Genomic DNA, 15,132 nt, shown 5'->3' with positions numbered 1-15,132 from the left:
CCTCACGGTTCGTTTATTGGGCGAGCTTTTTATTTTTGGAGACTACCGCCCATGGCACTGCACCCGGACATCGAGGGATTTCTAGAGCTGGCCGAGTTCGGCCGCCTCAGCGGCAAAAGCCAACCCATGCATGAGCTGAGCCCCGGAGAAGCGCGGCAGCAGTTCGAACAGACTTCGCAATTGCTCGATGCGGCCCCGACGGGCACGTTGACGGTGACGGCGGTCAGCATAGCGGCGCGGGACGGGCATTTGCTCAACGCGCGGCTGTACGCCAAACCACAACCGGGTAGTGAGTCGCGCCCGGTGTTGTTGTACTTCCATGGCGGCGGCTACGTGGTGGGCAGCCTCGATTCCCACGACACCCTGTGCCGGCGCCTGGCGCTGGCGGGGGAGTTTGTCGTGTTGTCGGCGGACTATCGCCTGGCGCCGGAACACCGTTTTCCCACCGCTTACAACGATGCCGAAGACATCACCCGTTGGCTGGCCATCACCGGAGCCAAGGCGTTGGGGCTGGACGCGAGGCGCATTGCGCTGGCGGGGGACAGCGTTGGCGGCAGCCTGGTGGCGTCGCTGTGTATCGCCATTGCCCGGGACCCATTGGGCTGGCCGCTGGTGCCGCGCCTGCAAGTGTTGCTGTACCCGGTGATCGACGCGGTAAAAAAGCGCCCGTCTCTTACGCGGTTCGCCGAAGGCTACCTGCTGGAGGCCACCACGCTGGAGTGGTTCTACCAGCAATACCAACGCAGTGAGGCCGACCGTGTCGACTGGCGTTTTTCGCCGCTGCACGCTGAGCACCTGCAACGGCTGACACCGACGGCGCTGTGGCTGGCCGAGTACGATCCGTTGCTCGATGAAGGCCTGGCCTGGGCCGAGAAACTGCGCACGGCGGGGCAACCTTTGGTGCTGGAGGTAAAGTCCGGCATGACCCACGACTTTGCGCGCATGGGCGAGATGGTCCAGGAAGTGCCGGGGATGCTGGCGCAACTGGCGGCGCAGATCAGCGAGAGCCTGGCCTGATTCACTGTGAGGGGAGTACGGATGCCGATCAGTTAAATGCAATCCCTGTGGGAGCGAGCTTGCTCGCGATAGCGGTGTATCTAACACATCAATGTTGAATTTGCCGCCGCCATCGCGAGCAAGCTCGCTCCCACAGGCCATCGGTGATCTGGAAATTGTGGTCAGGGCGGATCAAGCCGATCCAGCGCCCGATTCACCGCCAGTTCCCCCAGCATGATCACCTGCGCAATCCCCAGCAGCGCATTGCGGCTTGTCCCCTCCAGATGATCCACCAGATCATTGACCATGACATTGGCCGACGCCAGCGATTCGCAGGCATGCACCAGCAGGGTTTCGGTACTGAGTTCGGGGTTGACGATGAACATGGTGCTGGGTGTGCGCGGGGTGGCCATGATGTTGGCGCCCGGCTCGGAGTCCGGCGGATTCGGAGTAACTTTGAACATGATTTGGGTCCTGTAAGTATGAGCTACCACCGCTTCTCTACTAATAAGAAGGGTGGTAGCTGTGCGCAGGTTAGTAGACCGGGGACCCAAGGAGCCGGCGCGCCCGAGGGCGCCCTGCACACAGCCACCATAAAGTGCAGGGATGGGATACCTGACTGTTTGATGGGCTATGCGCCTTGAGTAACCACGGGCTACTAAACCCGATCACTGACAATCAGTGACGGGCTCAAGTTACCGACGACCCCCAAGGCGCACAAGCCGGCGGATTCTGGCGTACCTGTAGGCAACGACGCAAGGCGTTGTGGCTTTCACGAAGTAACCTGTAGGCCGCTTAAACAGGCGCTATCGAGTGGTTTTTAACCTGCTGTCATGCCTTGTCAGAGAGCGTTGGAATCCTCGGAGTCGGCAGGAAGAATCCTACGAGAGTTTGCGGTTGGCCCTCGGAAGTACAGCCCTTACGATCTGACGCGACGCAATGGTCGGCTAACCCACATTCATCATTGCCAATGACGGCAGCGGCTCTGGAGGTCATTATGCGAGCCCTCATCGAGTCAAAACGCAATGTCAATGGACGAATGGGTGATATGTAAAATCTCTGGGCTCGCACCGCAAATCCGCGAGCTGGAAGCGCAGGCCGTTGCAGAAGGCTTCAGGTTCCTCACCCGATTGATTGCGGAATGGGAAAGCGGCGCCAATCGATTCGATGAGCAGGGTGAGTGCCTGTTGGGGGTGTTTTACAACGGGCGGCTGATAGCCGTTGGAGGTCTTTCATCCGATCCATTTTCCGAACCCGGCGTAGGGAGATTACGGCGGGTGTACGTCGCCCGTGCATCAAGGGGCCAGAACGTGGGTAAAGCGCTGGTGCAGCAGCTTCTGGATTTGGCGTCCGGGCATTTTCGCAGTGTGCGACTGTCCACGGACACCCCCGAGGGCGCTGCCTTTTACCTGCGCTGCGGGTTCCAGCCGATCCAGGATGATTATGCGACACATGTGAAGCCCACTTCATAACTCGGCAGTGGCTATGTATGATCGGCCTCGGCCCGATGCTGCCCGCCGCTCGCTCCCGTTGGGAAAGGTGAAAGCATCTCCTTCTTGTACGAACCCTGTCGCCTCTCTTGACGGTCGAGGTTTGGCAATGCGAGCACCAAGGCATCTCGGCTACAGGAGCAGTCATGTTTTCAATCGAGCAAGCCAAGCAAATGGCCAAACAGTTGCGCGCCTCGCTGGAGGAGCGCAATCAGGCGGTGACCCATTCCACCGCGCTGGAACTGGTCGCGCAACAACTGGGCTACAAGGACTGGAACACCGCGTCGGCGATGCTTTCCCAGGCAAGTACGCCGTCCACGCCTGCTGTGACTTTCGACAAACCCATTCCAATTCTGCGCAGTTTCGACGAAGCCAAGGCGCGCGAGTTCTATCTGGATTTCCTCGGGTTCAGCGTCGAGTTCGAGCATCGTTTCGAGGCTGATCTGCCGCTGTACCTGGGCATCAGTCGCGACGGCCTGCAACTGCACCTTTCCGAGCATCACGGTGATGCCAGCCCGGGCTCGACGGTGTTCGTGCCCATGCAAAACATCGAACTGCTCAGGGACGAGTTGCAGGGCAAGCGCTACGGGTATGGACGCCCTGATATTGTCCAGCAGGGCTGGGGCAAAGAGCTGCAAGTCTACGATCCGTTCGGCAACCGGATTCGCTTCTGCCAATATTGATCAGGCGCTGCGGGCCGGGGTGACCCGGTCCGCTTTCAACCACCCGGTAATAAGGATGAACACGCTATGACCACGCAGGACACTTCGCTTCAAGACATCGCCGCGCCTGAAGGCGTTTGTTATGGCTGCGGCAGCCAGAACCCGCACGGGCTGCACATCAAGAGCTTCTGGCATGAAGACGGGGTGCATGTCATGGCGCAGCATATGCCGGATGAAAAGTACTGCGGTTGGCCGGGGCTGGTTTACGGCGGTTTGATCGCGATGCTGGTCGATTGCCACTCCAACTGGGCGGCGATGGCTTATCACTACCGGGCAGAGCAACGCGAGGTGGGCAGCTTGCCCCACATCACTTGCGTCACCGGTAACCTGGGCATCAAGTACATCAAGCCCACCCCGATGGGTGTTCCCCTGACACTGCGTGCCAGAGTCGAGGGGGAGGTCGGGCGCAAAAGCCGGGTCATCTGCGAGATCTTCGCCGGGGATGTCCTGACCGCTGTCGGGGACTCCACGTTTGTCCGCGTCGATACCGAGCAACTCAGGACCGCCGCGCACGAGCGCAAGGTCGACTCCTGAAGCCGGCGCAACAAACACGCATTACCTTTGCGGTTCGTCAGCGAATCAGCACCGGGCCGCAAGCGGCCCGGTGGGGTGTGGCTGTTGACGCTGCCGGCAATCAATACTGCGCGCGCAAGCTCAGGGTCAGGGTGCGCGGGTCGCCGTAGAAGTTGGTGCCCCAGGAGGCATCGACGCGGTCGTAGTACTTGCGGTCGAACAGGTTGTTGGCGGTCAGTGTCGACGACAGGTGTTCGTTGAACTTGTAGCCGACCTGGGCCGAGGTCACGGCATAGCCGCCTTGTTTGAACTTCACGTCACGCTGGTAGTAGGTGTCGCTGACCACACGCACGCCGCCGGCGACGCTGAAGTCCTTGAGCGCACCGTCGGTGAACTCGTACTTGGTCCACAGGTTGTAGTTGTGCTTGGGTGTGATGGTGCTGAAGGTCTTGCCTTTGTTGGCCTGATCGCCGTCCAGGAACTTGGTGGAGGTGAAGGCGTAACCGGTGACGATGCTCCAGTTGTCGGTCAGGTTGCCGCTCAACTCGGTTTCCCAGCCCTGGCTGCGGGCCTTGCCTTCGGTCATGTAGGCACCGGAGTTGTTGTCGTATTCGGCGCGGTTTTCATCGTAGATGCGAAAGGCGGCGATGCTGGCGTTCAGGCGACCGTCGTAGAACTCGCGCTTGAGGCCGATTTCGTACTGCTTGCCTTCGCGCGGGCCGACCGGCTCGCCGTTTGTGCCGATTTCGCTCTGCGGTTTGAACACGCCGGTGTAGCTGAAGTAGGTCGACAGTTCAGGGGTGATCTTGCCGATGATGGCGCCGTACGGCACGACCTTGCGGTTGATGCTGGTGTGGGCTTCGCCGAAGTTGTTGAAGAAGGCGTTGGCGTTCTTCGCATCGCTTTCGTACCAGGTGACGCGGCTGCCGCCGATGACATCGAGCCAGTCGGTGACGTTGATCTTGGCGCGGGTGTAGACGCCGTACTGATCGGACTTGGACCAGTTGCCGTTGACGTGGGCATAGTCGTTGCGGGGAATGTCGATGCTGTCCGGATTGAACACGTTGATCGGGAAGTACTCGCCGCCGCCGTAGGTGAAGTCCTTGTCCAGGTGCTGGTATTCGGCGCCCACGGTGAACTCGTGGCGGCGATCGGCGAACTCGAACGGCGTGGTGACGAAGCTGTCGACGCCGACGGTCTTGATGTGGGTGTAGTAGTCGTAGGCGACGGCCCAGCTGTCACCGGTGGCCGGGTCGACCGCGCCGTCGGCCCAGGTGAAGTTACGCTCCGGGGTTTCGGCGTCGCGGTAGGTCAGGGTGGTCTTGAACTGACCGCCGTTGTCCAGTTCGTGGTCGAGTTCGGCGAAGGACTCCCAGACTTTTTCGTTGAGGGTGTTCCACTTGGCATCGACGAAGGTCGAGCGCGGCACGTCGAGCAATGAGCCGTCGGCGTAGGCCGGCAGGCCGAAGGCCGGGGTAGAGTTGTTCTTCTGGTAAGCGCCACCGACCGACAGGGTGGTGGCCGGGTCGAGGTCGAATTCCAGGCGACCGTAGACCATCGGGCGTTCGTTCTGCGCGTAGTCGACGAAGGACTGGTTGTTCTCGTAGGCGGTGATGAAACGACCGCGCACGGTGCCCTGTTCGTTCAACGGGCCGGTGACGTCCACCGAAGAACGGTAGCGATCGTAGGAGCCGGCGGCCAGTTCGCCACCGAGGGCGAATTTGCTCAGGGCGCGCTTGCGCACCACGTTGATCGTACCGCCGGGTTCGCCCGCGCCCTGGTACAGGCCCGACGGGCCGCGCAGCACTTCGATGCGGTCGTACATCGCCAGGTCGAAGCTGGTGGCCATGTCGCCCTGGCCGGTGGGCTGCGAGACTCCGTCGACCTGCACCTGGTCGACGAGGAAGCCCCGCATATAGACGTCGTTGAGGCTGGAGCCGGAGTTGTAGGTCTTGATGGTCACGCCGGTGACCTGGCGCATGGCGTCCTGCAGGCTATTGAGGTTCTGGTCGTCCATGCGCTGGCGCGTGACGACGGACACCGACTGCGGGATGTCCTTGAGCTTGATGTTGCCTTTGCCGATGGTCACTTCATCGCTGGTGTAGGAGTGCGAGCCTTCGGTGGTCGGCCCCAGCGCCACGCCGGTGATGGACGTCGCACCCAGTTGCAGTGCACTGGAGTCACCGGCCGATGGCACCAGCGATACGGTGTTGCCATTCAACTGAAAATTGATGCCGCTCCCCAGCAGCAAGGTTTTCAGTGCCTGTTCCGGTTCCATGTTGCCGGACACCGCCGTGGACTTGATGCCGTTGACCATGTCCTGGCTGTAGAGAATCTGCAGGTTGGTCTGCTGGCCCAGTTGGCGCAATGCGCTGGCCAGCGACTGAGCCGGTACATTGACGTTCACCGGGGCTGCCTCGACCTGGGACGTCCCCAACAACAACAGGGTCAGCAGCGCGCCCGGCACGACCGTTCGGAATTTCTTTTGCCGTTCGATGGCTAACGCCAAGGGTGCGCGGGACAGAGTAAGGCTTTGCATTGCTCGAATCGCTCCAGAAGGGTGTGTGCAGTTTTTTAGTTAATGATAATTATTATTAGACGGACCACGTTGCCTAAACCGGAAAACAAACTCTAAAAAACAATGATTTGCGTGCGGCAACGGCACTCAGGCGGTTGCGCGCTCGGTGACGACCCGCCCCGATTCCATGCGCACCAGTTGATCGGCCATGTCGAAATAGCGGTCGTCGTGGGAGATCACGATGATGGTCTTGCCCAGGCGTTTGAGGTCCGGCAGCAGCTCGGTGTAGAAGATGCGGCGGAAGGTCGGGTCCTGGTCGGCGGCCCATTCGTCGAACACCAGCACCGGGCGTTCTTCCAGCCAGGCATTGACCAGCGCCAGGCGCTTGCGCTGGCCGGTGGACAGGTCGGTGGTGGTGAAGCTGCCGTCCCTGACGCTGACCTTGTGCGCGATCTCCAGCCGTTGCAGGTATTGGTTGGCATCTTCGGGGATGTGCTGGTCGCCCTGGACCACGTCATCGAACAGGTAGTAATCGGCAAAGATCGTGGTGAACAATTGGCGGTAGTCGTCGCGATTGTGCGCGTCGATGCCTTGGCCGTTGAGCAGGATCGAACCCTGTTGCGGCGCGTAGAGGCCCAGCAGCAACTTGATCAGGGTGGTCTTGCCGCAGCCGTTTTCACCGACGATGAAAATGATCTCGCCTTGCTCGATGGTCAGGTTCACCGGGCCCAGGCGAAACGCGTCACTGCCCGGTGCGGCGGGGAAGGCGTAGCTGACGTGGTCCAGTTGCAGGCGGTTGACCACGGTCGGCGGGGTGCCTTTGTCGTTGAGCAGCAGGTGCGGTTCGGGGGAGGAAAACTGGCTCGACAGTTCGGCAATGCGGCGAAAGGCAATGCGTGCCCGGCTGACGATCGGCAAGGTGCTGACCAGATGCTCGATCGGGCCTTTCATGTACAGCAGCACCAGCACGAAGCCGCTCATCACTGCCTTGTCGGCGCTGGGCCAGAACGATTGCAGGGCCAGTGCCAGGCCGATCACCACGAAGAACAGCATCGAGCCCAGGGTCTTGGCGATCACGAAGGTGTTGATCGAACGCACCTGGGTGTTACAGATGAAATCGGCGGTGCCCTGGATGCCCTTGACGAACATGCGCTGACGGCGCGGGCGGTGGATGCGCAACTCCTTGGCGCCGCCGGCAATGGCGTTGTAGTGCTTTTGCAGATCGTCCTCGGCGTCGCGGGCGGCCATGAAACCCTGGATGCCCTTGCCCTGGGCGAAGAACTGGATGCCGGTGCCGATGGCAATCGCCAGCACCATCATCAGGAACATCGGCCACGACAGCATCGCCAGGTAACCCATGCAGCCAAGGGTCACGGTCAGGGAAATCGCCAGCGGCGCGAAGGCGAAGGCGAAATCGCTGATGGTGTCGACGTCGTGGGTCAGCACCGGGATCAAGCGGTGGCTGCGGTAGCGCTCGATCTGCTCGATGGGCGCTGAAAGCACCTTTTCCCCAAGTTCTTTGCGCAGCCGGGCAATGATGTGCTGGCCGACGTAGTTGGTGCCGATGTCCGAACAGATCGAGCTGCCCAGGGCCAGCAGGCACAGGCCGCCGAACAGCGCGACCACGCCTTGGGTCAGGCCTTCGGTCGAATGCAGCGCGTTGTTGATGGTGGCCAGCAACACCGTCACGCTCAGGCCACCCACCATGCCCAGGAGGATCGACAGACTGACGACGAGCCGGAACGGTTTGAGGAGGGTGAACAATTCATGAATTGCACCGCGCGTTGGCTGGGTCATGAGCAGAGGGTTCCTTGGGTCTTGAGGCAGATACCCAGTAGAACGTCTGATGGAGGGCTTAATTTAAAGGGTGGACGATGCAAAACCTGTGGGAGCGAGCTTGCTCGCGAAAGCGGTGGATCAGAAAACTTGATGTTGACTGACACGACGCCTTCGCGAGCGAGTCGGATCGCCGCACCGCCGCTCCCACAAGGGTTGGGGGAGGGATTAGAGCGTGCGTACTACACGGAAACCGATCCAGTCGCCACGGGTTTGCGGGTCGATGTCATTGCGGTTGCCCGAGCGGGAAAACACAGGCGCCTCGCCCCAGTCGTTGCCACGGATGCGCAGGGTGTCGCAGTTCGGTTCGGTCCAGGCGCTGCCATCGGTGGGCGCACCGACATAGTCCGGGTGATAGCAATCGGCTATCCACTCGTAGACATTGCCGTGCATGTCGTACAGGCCGAAGGCATTCGCCGGATAGCTGCCCACGGGTGAGGAATAGCTGTAGCCATCGGTGGGGCCGTAGGTGTTGGCGTGTGTGGCGATGCTGTACTCGGTGCCGGGGTCGAACGGGAAGGGGAACGCTCCCTTTGACCCGGCACGGGCGGCGTACTCGCGCTGGGCCTCGCTGACGATGTGGTAGTGCTGGCCGGTCTTCATTGACAGCCAGGCGACGTAGGCACTGACCTCGGCGAAGTTCATGCACACCGCCGGCTGGCGTGGGTCCTGGGGGTAACTCGGTTTGCCATTGGTACATGCCCGACCGGGGCGGGTGTCGCCATCGGGCAGGGTGATTCCGGTTTCCTTCATGTATTGGGCCCATTCGCCGGCGGTGATCTGGTAGCGGCTCATGGCAAAGGATTTGTCGAACGTCACCTCATGCATCGGGCCTTCATCAGGTTCGCGGCCGACTTCGTCGTCCGGGGTGCCCATGGTGAAGGTGCCGGCGGGCAACACCACCATTTCCGGGCAGTTACGGCAATCCTTGAAGACCTTGCCGGGCAAGGGCGCGGTGTAGGCCTGGGCGAGGCCGGGCAAGGCGCTGCCGAGCACGGCCAACAGCGTCAGGGTGCCGAGTTTTTTCAGGGTGCTTTTCATAATGGCTCTCGCTCAGTCAGACCTGGTTGGCCAGCAGTTCCATCAGGCGGTCGATGTGCGCTTGGGTATTGAGTAGCCCCGGTGACACACGAATGATCGGCCCGACATCACGGTCCACGGCATCGCACACCACACGCTGATCCATCAGGTAATTGGCAACTGCTTCGCAGTCCCGGTTCTTGATGCGGAAGAAGGTGAAACCGGCGGAATACTCCGGCGACAGTGGCGTGACCAGCTCCACCGACGGGTGTGCCTGCAAGCGTTTTTTCAGGTAGCTGTTGATGGCATGAATGCGCGTCGCGACCTCGGCCTTGCCCAGTTCCAGGTGCAATTTGAAGGCCTCGGTCAGCGCCCAGCGGTGTTCGAACGAGTGGTAGCCGCCGTAGGTCATCACCGTGGAGAACTGGGTGGCTTCGGAGAAGGTCGGGATGGTCGGGGTCACGTCCTTGAGCTCGTCGGAGCGGGCGCAGATGATCCCGGTGCCCCGTGGGCCGAACATCCATTTGTGGGTGCCGGCAATGAAGAAATCGCAGTGCATGTCCGGGAAATCGACGTTCTCTACGCCGAAGCCGTGGACGCCATCGATCACGTAGAGGATGCGGTCCTTGTCGGCGCGGCCACGGTTTTTCTCTTCAACCAGTTTGCCGATCTCGCCGATGGGCAATTTCACGCCGCTGCCGGAATGCACCCAGGTCATGCCCAGGACGCGGGTTTCGGGGCGGATGTTGCGTTCAATCGCGGCCAGCACTTCGGCGGTCGAGACCTTGTACGGGTCTTCGAACAACTTGATCTTGCGAACCTGGGTGCCGTCCTTCCGGGTGCGGTATTCGAACACGCTGTTGGCGGCGTAGTGCTCGTGTTCGCTGGTGAGGATCTCCTGGTCCGGGCGCACGTGGATGCCGGCATAGATCATCGCCAGGCCTTCGGTGGTGCTGCCGGTCAGGGCGATCTGTGACGGCTTGGCCTTCAGGTAACGGCCGGCCCACACGCGCACCTCTTCTTCGCGGCGTTCGGTTTCGCCGCGATGCCAATCCATGGCCAGGCCCGGGTTGCGATCGAGGTTGGCGCGGTGCATCTCGATGGCTTCACGCACAGGCAGCGGATGCGAGGTCACCAGGAAGTTGGCGAAGTGCAGGTAATTCGGGTCTTGGGTGAAGAGTTGGCGCAACTGGTCCCATTTGTCCTTGGGCAGTGGCGCGGAGCTGGCGGCCCGTGCCGGCAGGCTCACAGCGCAGGCCAAGGGAAGGCCGGCCGCGAGGATGCCGGCCTGCTTTAAGAATGAACGACGGTTGGTCATGGATTCGGTTCGCTTTGGCAATAGATGAAAATCAGTTCTGGACCACAGGCTGGGAGGACTTCTGCACCTGGTCCCAGACCCGCAGGAAGTTGCCGCCCCAAAGCTTGGCGATGTCGGCTTCGCTGTAGCCGCGGCTGATCAGTTCGGCGGTCACGTTGCGGGCCTCGCTGACGTCTTTCCAGCCATCGAGGCCGCCGCCGTCGTTGAAGTCGGAACTGATGCCGACGTGGTCGATGCCGATTTTTTTCACTGTGTAGTCGATCGCATCGCCGTAGTCCTTGAGGGTGGCCTTGGGTTCTTCGTCGAGGATTGAATAGAGCTGGCTGGCGTACTCGCCGAAGCGCTGCTCGGGCCAGACGGTGATCACCGGGTCGCCGGGCATCAGGGCCATCTCCAGGCCTTGCAGCGGTTGCAGGTCGAAGCGGGCGCGCAGGGCGTTGAGCTTGTCCTGGGTGGCCTGGCTCAGCGGGCGGATGTAGGTCGGGAAGCCGACAATCTGCACCACGCCGCCGCTGTTCTTGATCAGCTGCATTTCCGGGTCGCTGAGGTTGCGCGGGATGTCCACCAGGGCACGCGGCGCCGAGTGGGAGGCGACCATCGGCGTGCGGCTCAGTTGCGCCACTTGCTCCAGGGCCTTGGTCGACATCTGCGACACATCGATGATCACGCCCAGGTCGTTGAGGCGATGCACCGCTTGCTTGCCGATGTCCGACAGCCCGCCCAGGGCATCCCGCGAATCGTTGAAGAACGGCAGCGGCCGCGACGAGTCGGCCCAGGCGTTGTTGCCTACGTAGCTGAAGCCGAACATGCGCATGCCGCGCGCTGCCCACTTGTCCAGGGCGTTGAGGTCGTTGCCCAGCGGGTAGGCATTGAGCATGCTGATGAACACCGCGAACTTGCCTTCGCCGTGCAGGCGACGGAAGTCGTCGGGGGTGTAGGCGATGGCCACCTGGTTGGGGAAGTCGCGCACCATGGCGCTGATGATCTTGTAGCGGGTTTCCTGCTCGTGTCGGGCCTCGTCGACGAAGCCGGCGGTAGGGCGATGGGGGGCGTTGGGGCCGTTCCAGATTTCCGGCCAGCCGAAGATCGTCAGCGCCGCCCCGGACAGACGCCCGCGCCCGGTCTTGACCAGGTCGAACTGGCCTTCGCCGTCCTTGTCGACTTCGTTGCCGGCGGTGCCGAAGTCCATGGGCACGGTGATGTGGCTGTCGAACGAGAGGATGCGTTCCTGCAACTGATCGGCCTGTTTCATCACCTTGACCGGGTAGCCGGGGTTGTCCCTGAACCCGTAGTCCCAAGCCGCGAAACCTGCCCCCGCGCTGATCGCCAGGGCCAGCGGCAGGCCGATGAAAAGAGCCTTTTTCGAACGTGGTTTGGTCATTGCCGTCTCAGTCAGATTCGCCGCCCCGGTGCAGGCGCAGGGGCCTTTGCTATCTGGGGGGAACGAGTGGCTGGCCATGGAATTTAGGTTGATCCCAAAAGATCGCAGCCTGCGGCAGCTCCTACATTGGATCGGCATAAACCTGTAGGAGCTGCCGAAGGCTGCGATCTTTCAAAGCACCGTAAATTTGTCGGTGCAACAAACGTTCTAGCTTGGATAAAGCCTGCTCCATGGCTGACACAGGTAGGGCAATGACGATTTCTCGACGATGGTTCCTCGCGGGCCTGGCGCTGACCGGTGCCGCCGTGCCTGCGGCGTATTACGGGCATCGCGAACTGACCAGGCCGGACCCGAGCATCACTCCCGGCGAAGCCTCGTTCGATGTGGCGGATGTCCCCGGCCAACGCTTGGCGGATACCTTGCGCGGGGTCTGGCAGATTCGTTTCGAAGGTCGTGACGCCGGTATCGAAGGCTTGCCCCTCGAAGGCCTGGAGGTGTTCCTCGACATCGGGCACAAGGGTCGCGGTTTCAGTGGTTATCTCGACACCGCCGAGCGTTTGCGCTCCAGCGAAGAGCCCCGTTACCGAGTGTTGGGCGATCTGTCCGGGGCCAACCCGAAGCAGCTGGCCTGGCGTCTGCTGGGCGCCAGTGGCTGTTGCGAATACGAATTCGAGATGACCCTGGACGAGGTCTGGGCCGGTTTCGGCAACGCCGGCAGCGGCAGCCTCAGTGGGCGGGTGCTGGACCTGAAGCGGCCGCTGATGCTGACGGCCCAGGACAATCGATTCATTGCCGTCAAACGGGTATTCCCTGAAGCCCGCGAGCGTGCCGGCCTCAACAAGGCACTGCTGGCCTGGCTGGTATCACCGGAGCATCGGCTGTTCCACCAACTCTGGCATGCCTCCCGGGACAAGTGGCACAAGCTGTCCGAAGACCAGCGCGGCGCCTTGCGCGGGCTCGGCTGGCAGCCCGGCCCTCGGGACCAGGAGCGCGATGCCCGTGGCGAGCGCAAGGATCGCAACGGTTCGGGCGTGGACTTTTTCTTCATGCACCGGCACATGCTCGGCACGGCGCGGTCGATGCAGGACCTGCCGTCCTGGACGCATTTCCCGTTGCCGCAGCCGGAACTGGCGCGGGACCGGCCTGGCTTTGCGCGTTACTTCGACAACCACGACGGCACTGCGCTGCCGCCGACCTGGCTGGCCGAGGACGATGACGAGTACACGCAATGGGTCAGCGACATCAAGACTGGCGAGACGTACCACAGCAATTTCCAGGTCTGGGAATCCCGCTACCGCGACCCGCGTTACCTGTCGACGCTGACCCTCGGCCAGTTCGGCTCGGAGGTCGAACTGGGCCTGCACGACTGGCTGCACATGCGCTGGGCTTCGGTGCCCCGTGATCCGTCGAACGGTCAGCCGGTGCCGTTCGCCCGGGATCCTTCGGACTTTTCCGCACGCTGGTTTGCAGCGGAAAACGATTTTCTCGGCGACCCGTTTTCTTCCCATGTGAGCCCGGTGTTCTGGTATTTCCACGGCTGGATCGACGACCGCCTGGAAGACTGGTTCCGCGCCCACGAGCGTTTTCATCCGGGGCAGGTCAGTCGGTTGCTGGTTAACGGTGTGCAATGGTTTGCGCCGGGACGCTGGGTCGAGATCGATGACCCCTGGCTCGGGCCAACCACCCATGGCTGCAGCACCACGCCGGGGTTGCAGGTGGGTAAGTCAGTGGAAATGGACCCGGAAACCATGAAGCTGGCGCTGCGCATCACCTTTGGCGAGGACGAGAAGAAACTGAAGGGGCTGTTCCGCAAAGTGCCGCAGCGACCGTGGTATGCGCGCAATTTGAAGGCCAAGGCATAAAGCCAAAGATCGCAGCCTGCGGCAGCTCCTACAGCTTATGCGGCGTACCTGTAGGAGCTGCCGCAGGCTGCGATCTTTTGATTCTCATATTGTCCACCCCCCACCCAACGCCTTGTATAGCGCAATACTCGCCTGCATCCGCGACAACCGCAGTTGCACATTCAAATCCTGCGCCGCATACAGCGTGCGCTGGGTCTCCAGCACCGTCAGCAAGTCCTCGGCCCCGGCCTGATAACGGCTTTGCGCGATGTTGAAGGCGGTCTGCGCCTGGCTCAGTTCTTCACTCTGCCACCCGCGCTGTTGATCCAGCCCGCGGATGCTGTTGAGGGCTTTTTCGACGTCGGCGAAGCCGTTGATGATCGCCCCGCGATAGGTCTCCAGCAGTTCTTCCTGGCGCGCCGTGGCCTTGTCGCGTTGGGCGCCGAGGCGGCCGTTGTTGAACACCGGCGCGAGCAGCCCGGCGGTGAGGTTGTAGAAGGGACTGCGCAGGATATCGTCGGCCCGGTCGGCACCGGAGCCGATTTCGGCGGTGAGGGTCACGGTCGGCAGCATCGCGGCCCGGGCGACGGTGACGTCGGCCTGGGCGGCGGCCAGTTGCGCCTCGGCCCGGGCAATGTCCGGGCGGCGACTGAGCAACTGGCTGGGTACCCCGGCGTCAATCGCCGGCCAGGTCAGTTGATCGAAGCGTTCCTGACCCAACGACAGCGCCTGAACCGGGCGGCCGAGCAGGGCGGCGAGGCTGATCCGCGCCTCTTCGGCCTGTTGCCGCACCAGCGGCAGCTGGCGTTGTTGCGCCGCCACCAGGCTTTTTTGCTGCGCCAGTTCCAGGGCCGTGGCCGAACCCGAATCGAAACGAGTCTGCACCAGTTTCAACACGCTTTGGGCATTGGCCAGGTTCAATTCGGCGATGCGGTGCTGCTCCTGCAGCGACAAGGCTTGCGCGTAGCCGTTGGCCACACCGCTGAGCAACGTCAGTTCCACCGTGGCCTGATCGAACTCGCTGGCTTGCAGACTGAATTGCGCACTGTCGCGAGTGGCACGCTGGCCCCCCCAGAAATCGATTTCGTAGCTGGCAGTCAGGTTCGCCGTGAAATAGTCGACGGCGTCGTTATCGCTGTCGGCATCAAGCTGACTGTAGCCGCTGCCGCGCAGCAGTTTCTGGCGATTGGCGTTGACCCCGGCCTTGAGCTCGGGCAGTTGCGAGCCGCCGGCAATCACCGTGTCGGCCTGGGCCTGGCGTACTCTGGCGATGGCCGCGGCCAGGTCGTAGCTGCCGAGCCGCGCCTGTTCGATCAGGCGTCCCAGTTGCGGGCTGCCGAAGCGGTTCCACCATTGCTGGTTGTCATGGACAGCGCCTGCGGTGTGTGGCGATTGCCAGGCGGCTGGCGGCTGGATGCCGCTGTCAGGGCGCTGGGGCGGGGTGCCGCAGGCACTGAGCAACAGGCACAGGGTTATCACACTGAGTGGCGGCTTCAT

General features: G+C 62.1%; 12 protein-coding genes. 5 read left to right on the top strand and 7 right to left on the bottom strand.

Annotation, left to right across the window (positions count from 1 at the left end; translation table 11 throughout):
• Positions 1 to 51 precede the first annotated feature (51 nt).
• Positions 52 to 1,017, top strand: coding sequence for an alpha/beta hydrolase (locus tag AB4O40_RS08615; RefSeq protein WP_460054975.1), 966 nt, complete (start codon positions 52 to 54; stop codon positions 1,015 to 1,017).
• Between the two features lie 161 nt (positions 1,018 to 1,178).
• On the opposite strand, the gene AB4O40_RS08610 is transcribed toward AB4O40_RS08615, so the two are convergent.
• Positions 1,179 to 1,460 (bottom strand): DUF6124 family protein, encoded by a 282-nt coding sequence (locus tag AB4O40_RS08610; protein ID WP_460054977.1) that lies wholly within the window; start codon positions 1,458 to 1,460, stop codon positions 1,179 to 1,181.
• A gap of 561 nt (positions 1,461 to 2,021) precedes the next feature.
• Here AB4O40_RS08610 and AB4O40_RS08605 point away from each other — a divergent pair.
• From AB4O40_RS08605 to AB4O40_RS08595, 3 genes are all read left to right on the top strand, one after another.
• Positions 2,022 to 2,468: a GNAT family N-acetyltransferase gene (locus tag AB4O40_RS08605; protein WP_056722641.1), complete on the top strand. Its 447-nt coding sequence runs from the start codon at positions 2,022 to 2,024 to the stop codon at positions 2,466 to 2,468.
• A gap of 164 nt (positions 2,469 to 2,632) precedes the next feature.
• On the top strand, positions 2,633 to 3,169 hold the full coding sequence (locus AB4O40_RS08600) for a glyoxalase superfamily protein (RefSeq protein WP_008049764.1): 537 nt from the start codon (positions 2,633 to 2,635) through the stop codon (positions 3,167 to 3,169).
• A gap of 66 nt (positions 3,170 to 3,235) precedes the next feature.
• The gene (locus AB4O40_RS08595) at positions 3,236 to 3,742 is read left to right on the top strand and encodes a PaaI family thioesterase (RefSeq protein ID WP_223542303.1); all 507 of its coding nucleotides are present in this window, start codon (positions 3,236 to 3,238) and stop codon (positions 3,740 to 3,742) included.
• Between the two features lie 100 nt (positions 3,743 to 3,842).
• Here AB4O40_RS08595 and AB4O40_RS08590 read toward each other — a convergent pair whose 3' ends face one another.
• From AB4O40_RS08590 to pvdM, 5 genes are all read right to left on the bottom strand, one after another.
• The gene (locus AB4O40_RS08590; RefSeq protein ID WP_409079181.1) at positions 3,843 to 6,260 is read right to left on the bottom strand and encodes a TonB-dependent siderophore receptor; all 2,418 of its coding nucleotides are present in this window, start codon (positions 6,258 to 6,260) and stop codon (positions 3,843 to 3,845) included.
• 126 nt (positions 6,261 to 6,386) lie between these two features.
• Positions 6,387 to 8,036 (bottom strand): cyclic peptide export ABC transporter, encoded by a 1,650-nt coding sequence (locus tag AB4O40_RS08585; RefSeq protein ID WP_409079180.1) that lies wholly within the window; start codon positions 8,034 to 8,036, stop codon positions 6,387 to 6,389.
• Between the two features lie 207 nt (positions 8,037 to 8,243).
• Complete coding sequence (pvdO, locus tag AB4O40_RS08580) at positions 8,244 to 9,116, bottom strand: dihydropyoverdine dehydrogenase (protein WP_409079179.1); 873 nt, start codon at positions 9,114 to 9,116, stop codon at positions 8,244 to 8,246.
• Between the two features lie 16 nt (positions 9,117 to 9,132).
• Positions 9,133 to 10,413, bottom strand: a complete 1,281-nt coding sequence (gene pvdN, locus AB4O40_RS08575) for a pyoverdine-tailoring periplasmic protein PvdN (RefSeq protein WP_056722632.1) — start codon at positions 10,411 to 10,413, stop codon at positions 9,133 to 9,135.
• Positions 10,414 to 10,444: 31 nt separating this feature from the next.
• Positions 10,445 to 11,794, bottom strand: a complete 1,350-nt coding sequence (gene pvdM / locus AB4O40_RS08570) for a pyoverdine-tailoring dipeptidase-like protein PvdM (protein WP_056722631.1) — start codon at positions 11,792 to 11,794, stop codon at positions 10,445 to 10,447.
• Between the two features lie 251 nt (positions 11,795 to 12,045).
• On the opposite strand from pvdM, the gene pvdP reads away from it, so the two are divergent.
• Positions 12,046 to 13,656: a pyoverdine maturation tyrosinase PvdP gene (gene pvdP, locus AB4O40_RS08565; protein ID WP_056722629.1), complete on the top strand. Its 1,611-nt coding sequence runs from the start codon at positions 12,046 to 12,048 to the stop codon at positions 13,654 to 13,656.
• Positions 13,657 to 13,740: 84 nt separating this feature from the next.
• Here the strand turns inward: pvdP and AB4O40_RS08560 are convergent, their stop codons facing one another.
• Positions 13,741 to 15,132 (bottom strand): efflux transporter outer membrane subunit, encoded by a 1,392-nt coding sequence (locus AB4O40_RS08560; protein ID WP_409079177.1) that lies wholly within the window; start codon positions 15,130 to 15,132, stop codon positions 13,741 to 13,743.

This window comes from Pseudomonas sp. S2_F07, assembly GCF_054668325.1.
This window is presented reverse-complemented; position numbering and strand designations above follow the sequence as displayed.